The sequence below is a fragment of the Kineosporia rhizophila genome, from assembly GCF_021277265.1.
In the GTDB taxonomy this organism is placed as follows: Bacteria; Actinomycetota; Actinomycetes; order Actinomycetales; family Kineosporiaceae; genus Kineosporia; species Kineosporia rhizophila.
The window spans coordinates 12,788-30,010 of sequence record NZ_JAJSOH010000051.1; the positions used below are offsets into that span (position 1 = coordinate 12,788).

The 17,223-nt window shown below is 69.0% G+C and carries 11 protein-coding genes and 1 tRNA gene; 11 read left to right on the forward strand and 1 reads right to left on the reverse strand.

Annotated features, from left to right (window positions below; genetic code table 11):
- The first annotated feature begins 237 nt into the window (after nt 1-237).
- The 3 genes from gltB (at nt 238) to pyk (ending at nt 7,939) form a co-directional block, all read left to right on the forward strand.
- The gene (gene gltB, locus LWF15_RS34725; RefSeq protein WP_232815252.1) at nt 238-4,797 is read left to right on the forward strand and encodes a glutamate synthase large subunit; all 4,560 of its coding nucleotides are present in this window, start codon (nt 238-240) and stop codon (nt 4,795-4,797) included.
- On the forward strand, nt 4,790-6,247 hold the full coding sequence (locus tag LWF15_RS34730; protein WP_232815253.1) for a glutamate synthase subunit beta: 1,458 nt from the start codon (nt 4,790-4,792) through the stop codon (nt 6,245-6,247). Before gltB ends, LWF15_RS34730 begins: the two co-directional genes overlap by 8 nt.
- Nucleotides 6,248-6,490: 243 nt before the next feature.
- Nucleotides 6,491-7,939 (forward strand): pyruvate kinase, encoded by a 1,449-nt coding sequence (gene pyk, locus LWF15_RS34735; RefSeq protein ID WP_269811349.1) that lies wholly within the window; start codon nt 6,491-6,493, stop codon nt 7,937-7,939.
- A gap of 50 nt (nt 7,940-7,989) precedes the next feature.
- Here pyk and LWF15_RS34740 read toward each other — a convergent pair.
- Nucleotides 7,990-8,072: transfer RNA gene (locus LWF15_RS34740), tRNA-Leu, on the reverse strand.
- A 151-nt stretch (nt 8,073-8,223) separates the two neighbouring features.
- On the opposite strand from LWF15_RS34740, the gene LWF15_RS34745 reads away from it, so the two are divergent.
- The 8 genes from LWF15_RS34745 to LWF15_RS34780 all read left to right on the forward strand — a co-directional run bounded on the left by LWF15_RS34745 (nt 8,224) and on the right by LWF15_RS34780 (nt 17,109).
- Entirely contained in the window at nt 8,224-8,898 is a 675-nt protein-coding gene (locus LWF15_RS34745; RefSeq protein WP_232815255.1) for an ANTAR domain-containing response regulator, read from the forward strand.
- 466 nt (nt 8,899-9,364) lie between these two features.
- Nucleotides 9,365-10,630 (forward strand): branched-chain amino acid ABC transporter substrate-binding protein, encoded by a 1,266-nt coding sequence (locus LWF15_RS34750; protein ID WP_232815256.1) that lies wholly within the window; start codon nt 9,365-9,367, stop codon nt 10,628-10,630.
- An 89-nt stretch (nt 10,631-10,719) separates the two neighbouring features.
- Nucleotides 10,720-11,769: a branched-chain amino acid ABC transporter permease gene (locus LWF15_RS34755; protein ID WP_232815257.1), complete on the forward strand. Its 1,050-nt coding sequence runs from the start codon at nt 10,720-10,722 to the stop codon at nt 11,767-11,769.
- A 3-nt stretch (nt 11,770-11,772) separates the two neighbouring features.
- Nucleotides 11,773-13,080, forward strand: coding sequence for a branched-chain amino acid ABC transporter permease (locus LWF15_RS34760; RefSeq protein ID WP_232815258.1), 1,308 nt, complete (start codon nt 11,773-11,775; stop codon nt 13,078-13,080).
- Nucleotides 13,077-13,913 (forward strand): ABC transporter ATP-binding protein, encoded by an 837-nt coding sequence (locus LWF15_RS34765; protein WP_232815259.1) that lies wholly within the window; start codon nt 13,077-13,079, stop codon nt 13,911-13,913. Before LWF15_RS34760 ends, LWF15_RS34765 begins: the two co-directional genes overlap by 4 nt.
- On the forward strand, nt 13,910-14,674 hold the full coding sequence (locus LWF15_RS34770; RefSeq protein ID WP_232815260.1) for an ABC transporter ATP-binding protein: 765 nt from the start codon (nt 13,910-13,912) through the stop codon (nt 14,672-14,674). The genes LWF15_RS34765 and LWF15_RS34770 overlap by 4 nt, the downstream gene beginning before the upstream one ends.
- 274 nt (nt 14,675-14,948) lie before the next feature.
- Entirely contained in the window at nt 14,949-15,509 is a 561-nt protein-coding gene (locus LWF15_RS34775) for a GNAT family N-acetyltransferase (RefSeq protein WP_232815261.1), read from the forward strand.
- A gap of 115 nt (nt 15,510-15,624) precedes the next feature.
- Nucleotides 15,625-17,109, forward strand: a complete 1,485-nt coding sequence (locus LWF15_RS34780; RefSeq protein WP_232815262.1) for a hypothetical protein — start codon at nt 15,625-15,627, stop codon at nt 17,107-17,109.
- The last annotated feature ends 114 nt before the right edge of the window (nt 17,110-17,223 follow it).

A 17,223-nucleotide genomic window follows, 5' to 3' on the forward strand; every position in this document is an offset into this window, starting at 1 on the left:
GCATCTCCCCAGGTGGGTGGGGGATGCCGGGTCAGGAAATCCCACGAAGTCGCAGGTTTCACAAAGGTTTCGAAATGCCACACCGACCCGTTACAGTGTCGACAACCCGAGGGCCATAGGCGTCCCCCTGCGCGGATCATCTGGGCGTTCCTCTTCGGCCCCATCGCGGTGATCATCGACATGGCACCGGGTCGTTCACCACGCTTGAAGAGCCCCAGCGACCACGAGGTGCAGATCATGGTCTCCCCCTATCGGCGGTTCTCCGCCCAGCCCGCTCCGGTGGGGCTGTACGACGCCTCGAACGAGCACGACGCCTGTGGTGTCGCGTTCGTCGCCACCATGCGTGGCGAGCCCGGTCACGACATCGTCGAGGCCGCCCTCACGGCGCTGCGTAACCTCGACCACCGCGGCGCCGTCGGCGCCGAGGTCGACACCGGCGACGGCGCGGGCATCATCACCCAGGTCCCCGACGCGTTCTTCCGTGAGCTGCTGCGCGACGACCTTGGGGTGCAGCTCCCGCCGCAGGGCAGCTACGCGGTCGGTACCGGCTTCCTGCCGCAGGACGAGGCCGAGCGGGCCGCCGCCGAGGCGGTCATCGAGCGGATCGCCGCCGAGGAGGGCCTGGCCGTCCTGGCCTGGCGCGACGTCCCGGTCACCCCGGGTCTGGTCGGCGCCGCGGCGGCCTCCTGCCAGCCGGTCTTCCGGCAGATCTTCGTGGCCTCCACCCCCGGTCGGGTGGTCGGCATGGCGCTCGAGCGCCGGGCGTTCCGGCTGCGCAAGCGCGCCGAGATCGAGGCCGAGGTCTACTTCCCCTCGCTGTCCTGCCGCACCATCGTCTACAAGGGCATGCTGACCACCGGCCAGCTCGAGCCCTTCTTCCCGGACCTGTCCGACCGGCGCTACAGCACCGAGCTGGCCATCGTGCACTCCCGGTTCTCCACCAACACCTTCCCGTCCTGGCCGCTGGCGCACCCGTTCCGGATGATGGCGCACAACGGCGAGATCAACACGGTGAAGGGCAACCGCAACTGGATGCGGGCCCGCGAGAGCGCCCTGGCCAGCGACGTCATCCCCGGTGACCTCGAGCAGCTGTTCCCGGTCTGCGACCCGCAGGGCAGCGACACCGCCTCGTTCGACGAGGTGCTGGAACTGCTCCATCTGGGTGGTCGTTCGCTGCCCCACGCGGTGCTGATGATGATCCCCGAGGCGTGGGAGAACCACGCCGAGATGGACCCGGCCCGCCGCGCGTTCTACGAGTTCCACTCCATGTTCATGGAGCCGTGGGACGGCCCGGCCAACGTCTGCTTCACCGACGGCACCCTGATCGGCGCCGTGCTCGACCGCAACGGCCTGCGTCCCGGCCGCTACTGGGTCACCGACGACGGCCTGGTGGTGCTCGCCTCCGAGGCCGGCGTGCTCGACCTCGACCCGGCCACCGTGGTCAAGAAGGGCCGGGTCCAGCCCGGCAAGATGTTCCTGGTCGACACCGACCACGGCCGGATCATCGACGACGAGGAGATCAAGACCACCCTCGCCGGTCAGCACCCGTACGACGAGTGGCTGCACGCCGGCCGGATCCGGCTGAGCGACCTGCCGCCGCGTGAGCACATCGTGCACACCCACAAGTCGGTCGCCCGGCGCCAGCAGACCTTCGGCTTCACCGAGGAGGAGCTCAAGCTCATCGTCGCGCCGATGGCCAAGAGCGGCGCCGAGCCGCTCGGTTCGATGGGTACCGACACCCCGGTGGCCGTGCTGTCCAAGCGTCCGCGGCTGCTGTTCGACTACTTCACCCAGCTCTTCGCCCAGGTCACCAACCCGCCGCTGGACGCGATCCGGGAAGAACTGGTCACCGCGATGAGCGTGTCGATCGGCCCCGAGCGCAACCTGCTGGCCGCCTCCCCGGCGCACTGCCGCAAGCTGGTGCTGCCCTCCCCGGTGATCGACAACGACGCGCTGGCCAAGATCCTGCACGTCAACGACGACGGTGACCTGCCCGGCTACGCCACCGGCACGATCCGCGGCCTGTACCGGGCCGACGGCGGGGGCGAGGCCCTGGCCGAGCGGCTGGCCGAGATCTGCGCCGAGGCCTCGGCGATGGTCGCCGAGGGTGCGCGGTTCATCGTGCTGTCCGACCGCGACAGCACCGCCGACCTCGCCCCGATCCCCTCGCTGCTGCTCACCAGCGCCGTGCACCAGCACATGGTGCGGGAGAAGACCCGTACCCAGATCGGCCTGGTGGTCGAGGCCGGTGACGTGCGCGAGGTGCACCACGTGGCGCTGCTGATCGGTTTCGGCGCCGAGCTGGTGAACCCGTACCTGGCCATGGAGAGCGCCGAGGACCTGGTCCGTAACGGTGTGGTCACCGGGGTCACCCCGGAGAAGGCCGTCCAGAACGTGATCAAGGGCCTGGGCAAGGGGGTGCTGAAGGTGATGTCCAAGATGGGCATCTCCACCGTCGCCTCCTACCGCGGCGCCCAGGTGTTCGAGGCGATCGGCCTCTCGCAGGAACTGGTCGACACCTACTTCGCCGGCGTCACCTCGCAGCTCGGCGGCATCGGCCTGGACGTGGTGGCCGAGGAGAACGCCGCCCGGCACGCCATGGCCTACCCGCCGGACGGTCAGCGCAGCCCGCACAAGCGCCTGCCCACCGGCGGCGAGTACCAGTGGCGGCGGGACGGTGAGGAGCACCTGTTCAACCCGGACACCGTGTTCCGGCTCCAGCACGCCACCCGCAACCGGCGTTTCGACATCTTCAAGGAGTACACCTCCCGGATCGACGAGCAGTCCGAGCGGCTGATGACGCTGCGCGGCCTGTTCCGGTTCAAGACCGACCGCCAGGCCGTTCCGATCGAGGAGGTCGAGCCGGCCTCGGAGATCATCAAGCGGTTCTCCACCGGTGCGATGTCCTACGGGTCGATCTCCCAGGAGGCGCACCAGACCCTGGCGATCGCGATGAACCGGATCGGCGGCAAGTCGAACACCGGTGAGGGCGGCGAGGACGTCGAGCGTCTGCTCGACCCCACCCGGCGCAGCTCGATCAAGCAGGTCGCCTCCGGCCGGTTCGGCGTGACCAGCATGTACCTGACCCACGCCGACGACATCCAGATCAAGATGGCCCAGGGCGCCAAACCCGGTGAGGGCGGCCAGCTCCCGGGCGAGAAGGTCTACCCCTGGGTGGCCCGGACCCGGCACTCCACGCCGGGTGTCGGCCTGATCTCTCCGCCGCCGCACCACGACATCTACTCCATCGAGGACCTCGCCCAGCTGATCCACGACCTGAAGAACTCCAACCCGTCCGCCCGCGTGCACGTCAAGCTGGTGGCCGAGGTCGGGGTGGGTACGGTCGCGGCCGGGGTGAGCAAGGCGCACGCCGACGTCGTCCTGATCTCCGGGCACGACGGCGGTACCGGTGCGGCCCCGCTGACCAGCCTCAAGCACGCCGGCGGCCCGTGGGAGCTCGGCCTGGCCGAGACCCAGCAGACCCTGGTGCTCAACGGCCTGCGCGACCGGATCGTGGTGCAGGCCGACGGCCAGCTCAAGACCGGCCGGGACGTGGTGATCGCGGCCCTGCTGGGCGCCGAGGAGTACGGCTTCGCCACCGCCCCCCTGGTGGTCTCCGGCTGCATCCTCATGCGGGTCTGTCACCTGGACACCTGCCCGGTCGGCATCGCCACCCAGAACCCGGACCTGCGTTCGCGTTTCAGCGGCAAGCCGGAGTTCGTCGAGACCTTCTTCGAGTACATCGCCGAGGAGGTCCGCGAGCACCTGGCGGCGCTCGGCTTCCGCTCGCTCGACGAGGCGATCGGTGCGGTCGAGGCGCTCGACACCACCGCCGCGGTGCAGCACTGGAAGGCCTCGGGTCTTGACATCAGCCCGATGCTGGCGGTGCCCGAGGCGCCCTACGGCCCGTCCCGGCGCCGCACCACGGTGCAGGACCACGGTCTGGAGAAGGCGCTCGACCACACCCTGATCTCGCTGGCCGCCGACGCCCTGGAGCGCTCCGAGCAGGTGCGCTTCGAGGTGCCGGTGCGCAACGTCAACCGCACCGTCGGCACCATGCTCGGTCACGAGGTGACGAAGCGGTTCGGTGAGCACGGTCTGCCCGACGACACCATCGACGTCACCCTGACCGGTTCGGCCGGCCAGTCGTTCGGCGCCTTCCTGCCCCGCGGGGTCACCCTGCGGCTGGTCGGTGACGGCAACGACTACGTGGGCAAGGGCCTGTCCGGCGGCCGGGTGGTGGTCCGCCCGGACAAGGTGGCCAGCTTCTCGGCCGAGCAGAACATCGTGGCCGGCAACGTCATCGGGTTCGGCGCCACCAGCGGCGAGATCTTCCTGCGGGGCCAGGTGGGCGAGCGCTTCTGCGTGCGCAACTCCGGCGCCACTGTGGTCTCCGAGGGCGTGGGCGACCACGGCTGCGAGTACATGACCGGTGGTGTGGTGGTGGTCCTGGGCCGCACCGGGCGCAACTTCGCGGCCGGCATGTCCGGCGGTGAGGCGTTCGTGCTCGACCTGCGCACCAGCCGGGTCAACACCGAGCTGGTCGACCTGCTCCCGGTCGAGGGCGAGCACGCGGACCGGCTGCGCGCCCTGGTGCAGAAGCACCGCGACGAGACCGAGTCGGCGGTGGCCTGGCGGTTGCTGCAGGACTGGGACGCCGCCCTGGCGCGGTTCACCCGGGTCCTGCCGCGCGCCTACGCACGTGTCATGTCGGTCCGTACCCAAGCAGAGGCAGAAGGCCTCGACCTCGACTCCGACGAGGTCTGGTCGCGAATCATGGAGGCTTCCCGTGGCTGACCCGAGGGGTTTCCTCAACACCCGCCAGCGTGAGCTCCCGGCCCGCCGGCCGGTCCCGATCCGTCTCAAGGACTGGAAAGAGGTCTACGAGGCGACCGAGAAGCCGCAGCTGCAGCGCCAGGCCGGGCGCTGCATGGACTGCGGGGTCCCGTTCTGCCACAACGGCTGCCCGCTCGGGAACCTGATCCCGGAGTGGAACGACCTGGTCTGGCGGGACGACTGGCACGAGGCGATCGAGCGGCTGCACGCCACCAACAACTTCCCGGAGTTCACCGGGAAGCTGTGCCCGGCGCCGTGCGAGTCGGCCTGCGTGCTGGGCATCAACCAGCCGCCGGTGACGATCAAGCAGGTCGAGGTCACCACGATCGAGAAGGCATTCGAGGCCGGCTGGGTCCAGCCGCTGCCGCCCGAGCGCCTGACCGGCAAGACGGTGGCGGTGATCGGCTCGGGTCCCTCCGGCCTGGCCGCGGCCCAGCAGCTCACCCGGGCCGGCCACACGGTGGCGGTCTACGAGCGCGCCGACAAGATCGGTGGCCTGCTGCGTTACGGCATCCCCGAGTTCAAGATGGAGAAGCGCCACGTCGACCGCCGGCTGGCGCAGATGGAGGCCGAGGGCACTCGCTTCCGGCCCGGCGTGGACGTCGGTGTCGAGCTCACCGGGCAGCAGCTGCGCGACCGCTACGACGCGGTGGTACTGGCGATCGGGGCCACCGCCGCCCGCGACCTGCCCACCCCCGGGCGTGAGCTGGCCGGCATCCACCAGGCCATGGAGTACCTGCCCCAGGCCAACCGGTCGGCCCTGGGCGAGGAGGTGCCCGGCCAGATCGATGCCAAGGACAAGGACGTCGTGATCATCGGTGGCGGTGACACCGGCGCCGACTGCCTCGGCACCGCCCTGCGCCAGGGGGCCCGGTCGGTCACCCAGCTGGAGATCATGCCGCGCCCGTCCGACGAGCGTCCGTCCAGCCAGCCCTGGCCGACCTACCCGATGACGTTCAAGGTCGCCTCCGCGCACGAGGAGGGCGGCGAGCGCGTCTACGCGATCAGCACCCAGGAGTTCCTCGGCGACGAGGACGGCCGGGTGCGGGCGCTGAAGCTCGTCGAGGTCGAGTTCAAGGACGGCCGGTTCGCCCCGGTCGAGGGCACCGAGCGGGAGATCCCGGCCCAGCTGGTGTTCCTGGCCATGGGCTTCACCGGCCCGCAGAAGGAGGGCCTGCTCGAGCAGCTGGCCGTCGACCTGGACCAGCGCGGCAACGTGGCCCGGGACAACTCGTACATGAGCAGCGTGCCCGGGGTCTTCGTCGCCGGGGACGCCGGCCGGGGCCAGTCGCTGATCGTCTGGGCGATCGCCGAGGGCCGTTCCTGCGCCGCGTCGGTGGACACCTGGCTGTCCGGTTCCACCACGCTGCCCACCGCGATCCCGCCGACCGCCCGGCCGCTCACGGTCTGACGGTGTGATCAAGGTCTGACAAGAGATCTTGGGCACGGCGCCTCCGGGACCCGATCGGGTCCCGGAGGCGCCGTGGTCTGTCCGGAAGATCCACCGATGGACGCTCGTGGGGCACCTGTGCGGGACCGACACGCCCGGGCTCGTCCACCATCCGGTGACACCTGGATGAAGGTCTTTGCGACATCCGCAAGAGGGTGACCACTGCATGAAGCCGTCACCGGGTACAGGGCTAAGCTCAGTGACATGCGCCGCGCCAAAATGGTTTGCACCATGGGCCCGTCTACGCAAGGCCGACTGGTTGAGTTCGTCGAGGCCGGGATGGACATCGCCCGCCTGAACCTCAGCCACGGCTCGTATGCGGACCACGAGAAGATGTACACAGAGATCAGGGCTGCCGCCGAGGCCACCGGCCGCGCGGTCGGTGTCATGGTCGATCTCCAGGGACCCAAGATCCGCCTGGGCCGGTTCGCCGACGGCCCGGTCGAGCTGGTCAACGGAGCCACCTTCACGATCACCACGGACGACATCCAGGGTGACGTGAACCGCTGCTCGACCACCTACAAGGGCCTGCCCGGCGACGTGAAGGCCGGCGACCCGGTCCTGATCGACGACGGCAAGATCTCCCTGAAGGTCACCGAGGTCAAGGGCAACGACGTCGTCCTCGAGGTCGTCGTCGGCGGTACCGCCTCGAACAACAAGGGCATCAACCTGCCCGGCACCACGGTCAGCGTGCCGGCCCTGTCCGACAAGGACGAGGCCGACCTGCGCTGGGCGCTGAAGCTGCGGGCCGACATGATCGCCCTGTCGTTCGTCCAGCGTGGCTCCGACATCGAGGACGTCCGCCGGATCATGGCCGACGAGGGCGTGAAGCTCCCGGTCATCGCCAAGATCGAGAAGCCGCAGGCGATCGACAACCTGGACGAGATCGTCCGGGCCGCCGACGCGATCATGGTGGCCCGGGGCGACCTGGGCGTCGAGCTGCCCCTGGAGGACGTGCCGATCGTCCAGAAGCAGGCCGTCTCGCTGGCCCGCCGCCTCGCCAAGCCGGTCATCGTCGCCACCCAGGTGCTCGAGTCGATGATCGACATGCCGCGCCCGACCCGGGCCGAGGTGTCCGACTGCGCCAACGCCGTCCTCGACGGCGCCGACGCGGTCATGCTGTCCGGCGAGACCAGCGTGGGCAACTACGCCCTCGAGGCGGTCCAGACGATGAGCCGGATCATCACCAGCACCGAGGACCACGGTCTGGAGCGGATCCCGCCGCTGGGCACCCAGCCCTCCACCACCGGTGGTGCGGTCACCCTGGCGGCCGCCACGGCCGGCCGGCTGCTGGGCGTGAAGTACCTGGTCACGTTCACCCAGTCGGGTGACAGTGCGCGCCGGATGGCCCGGCTGCGCTCGGCGATCCCGCTGCTGGCCTTCACCCCCGACCCGGCCGTGCGGGCCCAGCTCACGCTGGTCTGGGGCGTCGAGACGTACCTGACCGACGTGGTCGAGCACACCGACGAGATGGTGATGCAGGTCGACCAGGAGCTGATGAAGTCCGGCAAGTGCTCCGAGGGTGACCTGGTGGTCATCGTCGCCGGGGCGCCTCCGGGCATCCCGGGCTCCCTGAACGCCATGCGGGTGCACCGCATCGGTGACGCCGTCAACGGTGTCGCCCCGGCGTACGTGCGGGCCGGCAAGGCCTGACCGACGCGCAAGGGCCCGCTCCCCGTCGGGGGAGCGGGCCCTTCTGCTTGTGCCGGGTGCGGGATTCGAACCCGCACGCCCTCTCGGACGGAGCATTTTGAGTGCTCTGTGTCTGCCATTCCACCAACCCGGCCGGCCGGCCCTGAGGCCGCACGGGTGAGCTTAGCGCGCGCGGCGGCCCCGTCGGGAACGCCCCGGTACCGCCCGCCCACGTGACGCTGACCATGCCGGAAGGCTGCCCACCTGCTTGCTCTCGGCGGCCCGCGGATAGCTACCCTGAGCACATGACTGCTGGCGACTCCTCCACTGCACCCACTCCGGACGGGTCCGGCCTCCTCGTGCCCGAGCCCGAACCGTCCCACGTCCCCGCGCCGGCGGCCACCAAGGAGCGGACCGTCCTCGTCGCCGAGGACGAGGCCCTGATCCGGCTGGACATCGTCGAGATGCTCCGCGAGAACGGTTTCAACGTCGTGGCCGAGGCCGGCAACGGCGAGGAGGCCGTGCAGCTCGCCGAGCAGCACAAGCCCGACCTGGTCGTGATGGACATCAAGATGCCGGTGCTGGACGGCATCTCCGCGGCCGAGCGCATCGTCGGCGCGCGGATCGCGCCGGTCGTGCTGCTCACCGCCTTCTCCCAGCGCGAGCTGGTCGAGCGCGCCCGGGACGCCGGGGCGATGGCCTACGTGGTCAAGCCGTTCACCGCGGCCGACCTGGTGCCCGCCCTGGAGATCGCGGCGAGCCGGCACTCCGAGCTGTCGGCCCTCGAGGCCGAGGTGGCCGACCTGGCCGAGCGGTTCGAGACCCGCAAGCTGGTCGACCGGGCCAAGGGCCTGTTGCAGACCAAGTACGGCCTGAGCGAGCCCGAGGCGTTCCGCTGGATCCAGAAGACCTCGATGGACAAGCGCCTGACGATGAAGGAAGTGGCCTCGGCAGTGATTGCCTCGGGCACCGATGCCTGATCGTTAAGGCAATCGCCTGACCGCCCGTCGCAGGGTGGCAGAAATTCAACAGCACTGAACACGTGGTGACCGAGTAAGGCAACACGTGTCGTTTTAATCTGGTCCCCGGGATCTGCGGATCCCGGGGACCCTTTGCTTTGCCCGCCCGTTGGGGCGGGTAAATTCATTGGATGAATCGCGCCGCCGCAGCGATCACGCCCGAACGGGCATTGCGGCGTCATAAAACAATGTGTTTCGGGTAGCTCAAACAAAACCTCAAGCCGGACACATTCCGGAAACATGAGATCGGGCGAAACGGATTCTCGCCGAACGACATGCGGCGAAAACGTCATCTTCCCGAGAATCGTTGCCGAGCCTTGACCTTTCGCAAGAACAACCACCCTTCCCACGTCACATCACAGTGGTAATTTCACCGGCCAACACCAGTCGTGAGCGCTCGGCTCCGGCCGTAGGGAAGAGGTAGGACATGGGGAAACCGGTTCGCGCACTTGCCATCGTCGCGGTTGCGGCGCTCGGCATCGCGGCGTGTGGCGGCGGTTCGGACGACGAGAGCAGCGGCTCCGGTGGCGGCGAGACCCTGGTGATCTCCAGTGACCTGCCGCTGCAGGGCGCCTCGGCCGACTCCTCGACCGACACGAACAACCTGATCAAGATCTACCTTGAGTCGATCGGCAACAAGGCCGGCGACTACAAGATCGAGTTCAAGCCGTACGACAACTCGACCGCCGCCAAGGGCAGCTGGGACGACGCGACGTGCACCGCCAACGCGCAGAAGCACGTGCAGGAGGAGAACGAGGTCGCCGTCATGGGCGAGTTCAACTCCGGCTGCTCGAAGCTGCAGGCGCCGGTGCTGAACCAGGCCCCCAACGGCCCGATGCTCCAGGTCTCGCATGCCTCCACCAACCCCGGCCTGACCAAGGCCTGGGAAGAGGGCGAGCCGGAGATGTACGCGCCGAGCGGTAAGAAGAACTTCGCTCGCGTGGTCACCACCGACGACGTCCAGGGCACCGCCGCGGCCGCTTTCGCCGCGGAGACCCTGAAGGTCAAGAAGTGCTACGTCCTCAACGACAACCAGACCTACGGTCAGGGCATCGCGCAGTCGTTCGAGGACGCCGCCAAGGCCGAAGGCATCGAGATCATCGCCAACGAGGCCTACGACGAGAAGGCGCCGAACTACACCGCCCTGTTCCAGAAGATCAAGGCGACCAACCCGGACTGCCTGTACGTCGGTGGCATCTACGACCTCAACGGTGGTCAGCTGCTGAAGGACAAGGTCGCGGTGCTCGGCGACAACGCCACGATCCCGATGATGACCCCGGACGGCTGGACCGGTTACCCGCCGCTGGACAAGCAGCCCGAGGCCGAGGGTCTGTACGCGACCTTCGCCGGCCTGGCCACCGAGGAGCTCGAGAAGCAGGGTGGCGCGGCCGCCGACCTGCTGGAGAAGTTCGAGGCCGAGTACGGTTTCGCCCCGCGCACCAGCTACGCCCTCTACGGTGTGGCCGGTGTCCAGGTGATCGTCAAGGCGATCGAGGCCTCGGACGGCACCAAGAAGGGCGTCCGCGACGCGGTCTTCGAGGGCGAGGGCATCAAGATCCCGGCCGAGGAGTCGGCCACCGGTAAGGAGATCGTGATCGACCCGGCCACCGGCGACACCACGGCCAAGGACATCTCGGTCCTGCAGCACAAGGACGGCGTCCAGGCCTTCCTGCAGGCCCAGGAAGTCTCCTGAGCTAGGCGGTAACCGGGTGGGGGCCTCCAGGACGGAGGCCCCCACCCGGCGTCACATCCACCCCGTGTCCGTACCGAAAAGAGCGATTCATGACGCAACCCGCGGTCGCCGCGTCCGAGGTGAAGCCACGACGGCTGCCTCGGGAGATCGCCATCAACGTAACCGGGCTCGCGCTGCTGGCGGCAGTCGCGATCTGGGTGCTCTACGAACTGGTGCAAGGCCCCCAGCAGTTCACCTCGGCCCTGGTCACCGGCCTGGGCAACGGCGCGCTGTTCGCGCTGATCGCGCTGGGCTACACGATGGTCTACGGCATCATCGAGCTGATCAACTTCTCGCACGGTGACCTCTTCATGCTCGCCACGGTGCTGTCCGGCATCGTCTCGGTGAGCTGGTTCGCCGTCGACTCCTTCACCTTCGGTGCGGTCGCGGCGGTGGCCTTCGCCCTGCTGATCGCCATGGGGGCCGCAGCCATCGTGAACGTGGCGGCCGAACGGGTCGCCTACCGCAGGCTGCGCCGGGCGCCCAAGCTGGCCCCGCTGATCACCGCCGTCGGCCTGAGCTTCATCTACCAGTGGTTCGGCCAGCGTCAGTTCATGACCGGCTCGGCCCCCAAGCAGTGGTCGACCATGTTCGGCAACGACGGCTTCAGCATCGGTGACGTGTTCATCCCGTACACCACGATCGTGGTCATCTCGGTGACCATCCCGCTCCTGTTGCTGATGGTCTACATCGTGCAGCGCACCAAGGCCGGCAAGGCCATGCGCGCCGTGGCCCAGGACCAGGACGCCGCTCGGCTGATGGGTATCGACGTCGACCGCACGATCGTCACCGTGTTCGCACTCGGTGGTGCGCTGGCCGGTGCGGCCGGGCTGCTCTACCTGCAGTCGGTCGGCAGCAGCAGCTACGGGCTGGGCTTCCGGCTCGGTCTGTACGCCTTCACCGCCGCCGTCCTCGGCGGCATCGGCAACCTCCAGGGAGCCGTCCTCGGGGGCTTCGTCCTGGGGATCCTGACCAGCATCAACGACTCCATGCTGTTCGGCCAGCAGTGGTCCATGACGGTGGTCTTCACCGTGCTGATCCTGCTCATGGTGTTCAAGCCCGAGGGCATCCTCGGCACCCGTACGACGGAAAAGGTGTAGCCGATGTCGACGACTGCTCCCGCTCCGTCCTCCAGTCCCGCGGTGCGTCCGCCGGCTCCGAAGACCTCGTTCGCCGCCCGCTTCGGCTGGCCGCTGGGCTTCCTGCTCCTGGGCGTCCTGGTGTTCTCGTTCAACCACTGGGTCCTGCCGGACGCCTCCTCCGACCTGCGTTCGGGCTTCAACGAGTGGCTGCCGATGACCGCGGTCAACGAGGCGGTCATCTGGGCGATCTTCGCCCTCGGCCTGAACATCGTGGTCGGCTACTCCGGTCTGCTCGACCTGGGCTACGTGGCCTTCTGGGGTATCGGCGGCTACGTCGCCGGCTGGCTGATGGCCCCGTTCGCCAACCAGGTCGCCCCGCAGTGGAGCGGCCTGAGCTTCAACTTCTTCGGCCATCCGCTGCCCGGCCAGGACCGCGGTATCCACATCAACTTCTGGCTCGTACTGATCATCGCGGCCCTGGTCTGCGCCCTGGCGGGCGTGATCATCGGGGCCCCGACGCTGCGGCTGAAGAGCGACTACCTGGCCCTGGTCACCCTGGGCTTCGGCGAGATCCTGCCCGAGGTGTTCCGCAACGGCGCCAAGGTCGGCCCGGACGGCGCCTGGAACATCACCAACGGCGTGCAGGGCATCACCAGCATCGACCTGATCCCGATGGGGCCGTTCGCGCTGATCCCCGGCGTCCCCGACACCCTCGGCGTGTTCGACCTGACCTTCAAGTTCCTGGTCTACGCGTTCCTGCTCGGCCTGGCCATGTTCGTCTCGCTGCGCATCCGTGAGGGCCGGCTGGGCCGGGCCTGGCTGGCGATCCGTGAGGACGAGCTGGCGGCGAGCATGATGGGCGTGCCGCTGATGCGGATCAAGCTGTCCGCCTACGCGGTCGGCGCGGCCTTCGGCGGGATCGGCGGTGTCGCCTTCGCCACCCACATCGGCGGGGTCCTGGCCGACCGGTTCAACTTCTCCATCTCGATCATCCTGCTGGCCATGGTCGTGCTCGGCGGCATGGGCAACGTCTGGGGCGTCACGGTCGGCGCGCTGACCCTGGCCTGGATCAACTCCACCGGCCTGGCCCAGCTCGGCAACGTCTGGAACGACGTCACCGGCGCCGAGGTCAACTTCGCCTCGCACAACTTCCTGATCTTCGGCGTGATCCTGGTGCTGTTCATGCTCTTCCGCCGGGAGGGCCTGATTCCCGAGGCCCGTACCCGGCAGGTCCTGCAGGAGCCCGAGCGCGGCGAGATCGAGTCGCTCGGGGCCGAGATGGAAGGCACTTCGGAAGAGACGGCCGCGGAAGGGACCCACAAGAAATGACCACCACCGCGTCCGAGCCCACCACGCCGGCCACCGCCGTCCCGGTGGCTCTGCAGGCCGACCACATCACCGTGCAGTTCGGTGGCCTGACCGCGGTGAACGACGTCTCGTTCACCGTCCCGGAGAAGTCCGTGGTCAGCCTGATCGGCCCGAACGGCGCCGGAAAGACCACGTTCTTCAACGTGCTCACCGGCCTGTACCGGCCGACCACCGGCAACGTGATCCTGAACGGCGCCACGGTCACCGGCCAGCCGGTGCACAAGATCGCCTCCGCGGGCCTGGCCCGCACGTTCCAGAACATCCGGCTGTTCAACCTGATGACGGCCGAGGAGAACGTGATGGTGGCGATGCACAGCCACCTGAAGTCGGGGATCTTCGGCACCGTCCTGCGCACCCCCCGTCAGCGGCGGGAGGAGCGCGAGGCCCGCGACTTCGCCCGGGAACTGCTCGACTACATGGGCATCGGCAAGTCGGCGAACGACTACGCCCGCAACCTGTCCTACGGCGACCAGCGCCGCCTCGAGGTCGCCCGGGCCCTGGCCCTGCGGCCCAAGGTGCTGCTGCTCGACGAGCCCACGGCCGGCATGAACCCACAGGAGTCGGCCCAGTTCGTCGACTTCGTGCACCGCGTCCGCGGCGACCGCGACGTGTCGATCCTGCTGATCGAGCACGACATGAGCGTGGTGATGAAGGTCAGCGAGCGGGTCACCGTGCTCGACCAGGGCCAGAAGATCGCCGAGGGCCTGCCCGCGGAGATCCAGTCGAACCAGCGGGTGATCGAGGCGTACCTGGGCAAGACCGGTACCGAAGAGGGTTACGGAGGCGACCTGTGAGCACTCCCACGGAAGCGGCACCCGCCCAGCCGGGTGCGCGGCGCAGCGGCGAGGACCTCCTCACCGTCAACGACGTGCACGTCTACTACGGCAACATCGCCGCGGTGAAGGGTGTCTCGCTGTCGGTCAAGCCGGGCGAGATCGTCACCCTGATCGGGTCGAACGGCGCGGGCAAGTCCACCACGCTGCGCTCGATCTCGGGTCTGCTGCGCCCGCGCACCGGCACGATCACCTTCGCCGGTGAGTCGCTGGTCGGCGTGCCCGGGCACAAGGTCGTGGCGAAGGGCATATGCCAGTCGCCCGAGGGCCGGCGGATCTTCCCGAAGATGAGCGTGGAGGAGAACCTCGAGCTCGGGGCCTTCCTGCGCAACGACAAGGACGGCATCGAGTCCGACAAGGAGCGGGTCCTGGACCTGTTCCCGCGGCTGAAGGAACGCATCGCTCAGAAGGCCGGCACGATGTCCGGCGGTGAGCAGCAGATGCTGGCCGTCGGCCGGGCGCTGATGGGCAACCCGAAACTGCTGCTGCTGGACGAGCCCTCGATGGGCCTGGCGCCGGTGCTGGTCGACCTGATCTTCGACACCATCCGGCGGATCCGCGACCAGGGCACCACCGTGCTGGTGGTGGAGCAGAACGCGCTCGCCGCGCTGCGCATCGGCGACTACGCGTACGTGCTGGAGTCGGGGCACCTGAAGCAGGAGGGCATCGCCCGCGACCTGCTCAAGGACGACAGCATCGTCAAGGCGTACCTGGGCGGCTGACGTACGGCTGAGTGTCTGACACCGGGCCGGTTCCCCACGGGGGAGCCGGCCCGCTGTCGTTCGGACACAGGCCGGTGCAACTCGTCTCATCCACTGAGATTCCCCGGATTTGATCCGTCTGATTCGGTGCGGTTCGCCATGATGTGCCTCGAGCGTGGTGAGGCCGATCTCCAACTGAGGACGATGGGCTCGCCGACCACGGTCCGGTGCCCCTTTTGGTGGTGCCGTGGGGAATCCGGGGCGGTAATCCCGGCCGTCGGCCAGGAGGCCACCGGTGTCTCGACGTCTGCCCTACTCGCCCCGGCGACCGTTGGAGATCAGAGCAGCCACGGTGGACGACGTCCCCGAACTGCTCGCGCTCTGGGGACAGTCCCGGAGTGCGCTCCCCGAGGGAGCCCAGGCCCGCCTGGAGGCGGCAATCCTGGTGGGGGAGCCCGAAGTCGTGGTGGCGCGACTGAACGAGCGGGCGGTGGCGTTCCTGGTGATGCGCCAGTCTCCGCTGAACGTTCTCAGCGGCGCCACGGCGGTCTGCATGGACGAGTTCTTCGTGGCCGCCGCCGAACGTCGCCACGGGGTAGGCCGGGCGCTGCTGGCGTATGTCGCCGCCCAGGCCGAAAGGCTGGGGGCCGAGCAGATTGTCGCCGGGGTGCCGTCGCCCTCCAAGGATGCCCAACGTTATTTCGCCAAGCTCGGTTTCGTTCCCGTCGTGGTGCGCCGGGCCACCACGCCACCGGCTCTGCTGCGTCGGCTCGCCGGTTCCGACGGGCAGCGCGGCTCGCTGGAAAACCTTCTCTCGCGGCGGCGTTCACTCCGGGCGCGGAGCCGGGTGGTCTGAGGGGTTCCGTTCACCAACTGAAGACGTCGGTGGGCCCGTTTGCTTCCCAGGTGCTCACAAACGTCCATTAGTTTTGGGTTGTCGGCTTTGCGGTTCGGGGTGGGGAGCACGTGCGGTGAGTGACTACGGGCGTCGGCCGGGCCTCTGGGTGGGCGGAACTCTGGCGACGCTGGGATCGGGGCTGCTGTTCTACTGGGCCTTCCACGGCACGGTCTACGCAGTGCTTCGCACGGTGTGGGCCAGCACGATGTGGAAGACGCTGATCGTCCTGGTCGTGCTGGCGGTGGTGTCCGCCGTCGTATCGCCCCGCTCCGGAGGCCGTCTGGGCGTGCTGCTGCTGGTTGCCGTGGTCGCCGCGCCGGTGCTCGGGGTCTGGGGCGGCTACCACCGCAGCCGGCAGCTGTCCGAGTCGATCGAGATCACCGAGGCGGCCCAGGCCGGCTACGAGTGGCGCATCCCGTGGTCGGTGGCCGCCAACTCGGCCCCGAGCCGGGCCGGCAGCGTCACCGGCACGTTCGACGAGAAGTCGACCACCTTCCTGCCCGTCACCGGCGCCTACGTCACCCCGGTCAAGGCCAAGGGCTGGATCAAGGGGTTCGACCAGATCGTGGTGCAGACCCCGGGCGAGAACCGGGTCGACGTCTGCGAGTTCGACGCCCAGGTGCCGGTGCACCGCGGGTGGTTCCAGTACAACCTGCGCCGGGCCCTGTCGTTCGTCGGCGGTGACCTGATGGCCGACCCGGACGACGTGTGGGCCTACTGCGAGCAGGACAAGGGGCAGATGGTCGTCCCGGTCACCCGTTTCACCGGCTTCCCCGAGCAGCACGAGGTCCCGGCCGGGGTGGTGGTTTTCGACGGGCGCAGCGCCGAGCTGCGCAAGCAGGTCAAGGCCGGTGAGCTCCCCGGTCCGGTCTACCCCATGTCGCTGGCGGCCAAGCAGCGCAACGCTTCTCACGCCCTCAACGGCTTCGCCGACCGTCTGTTCCGGCGCTCCGGCTACGAGACGGTCAGCGAGGGCGACGACGGTCCGGACGCCGGCAACGAGTCCGAACTGCTGCTGAAGCGCACCGACACCTCGCGCTGGGACTACGTCACCGCGCTCACCCCGCGGGGAACGTCGAAATCGGTGGTGGGAGTGGCCACTCTGGCCGCCGACGAGGTGCACGCCGGAAAGCTGAACAAGCTCACCGTTCACCGGATGGAAGCGGCCCGGCAGGGCAACGTGGCGCTCTCCAACGCCATCATCGCCGCGTTCCCGCAGCTGAACTGGAACGCCAACCAGCTCAGCCTGCGCGAGGTGGTCCCCACCTCGGCCGGCACCTGGACCGCGTCGATCACCAAGTCCACCACCGTGACCCGGCTGGTCGAGATCGCCGCCGACGGCGCGATGTGCCTCACCGAGGTCTCGGGCCGCGAGATCGAGTGCGTCGACGCGAACGGGGCCTCCACCGGCGGCGACCCGGCCGAAGAGCCCTCCGACGGTGAGACCCCGGTACCGTCCGGCGAGAGCCTGAGCGGCCTGAGCAACCAGGAACTGGCCGAGCTGCAGCAGGAGGTCGCGGCCGAGGTGGCCCGGCGGCTGGCGGCCAGCGAGAACTGAGCCACCCCTCCGCTCCGGCCGGCTTTCGACCTAGCCCAGCCCCACCCCCCCCCGCCCCCCCCCCCCCCCCCCCGCCCCCCCCCCCCCCCCCCCCCCCCCCCCCCCCCCCCCCCC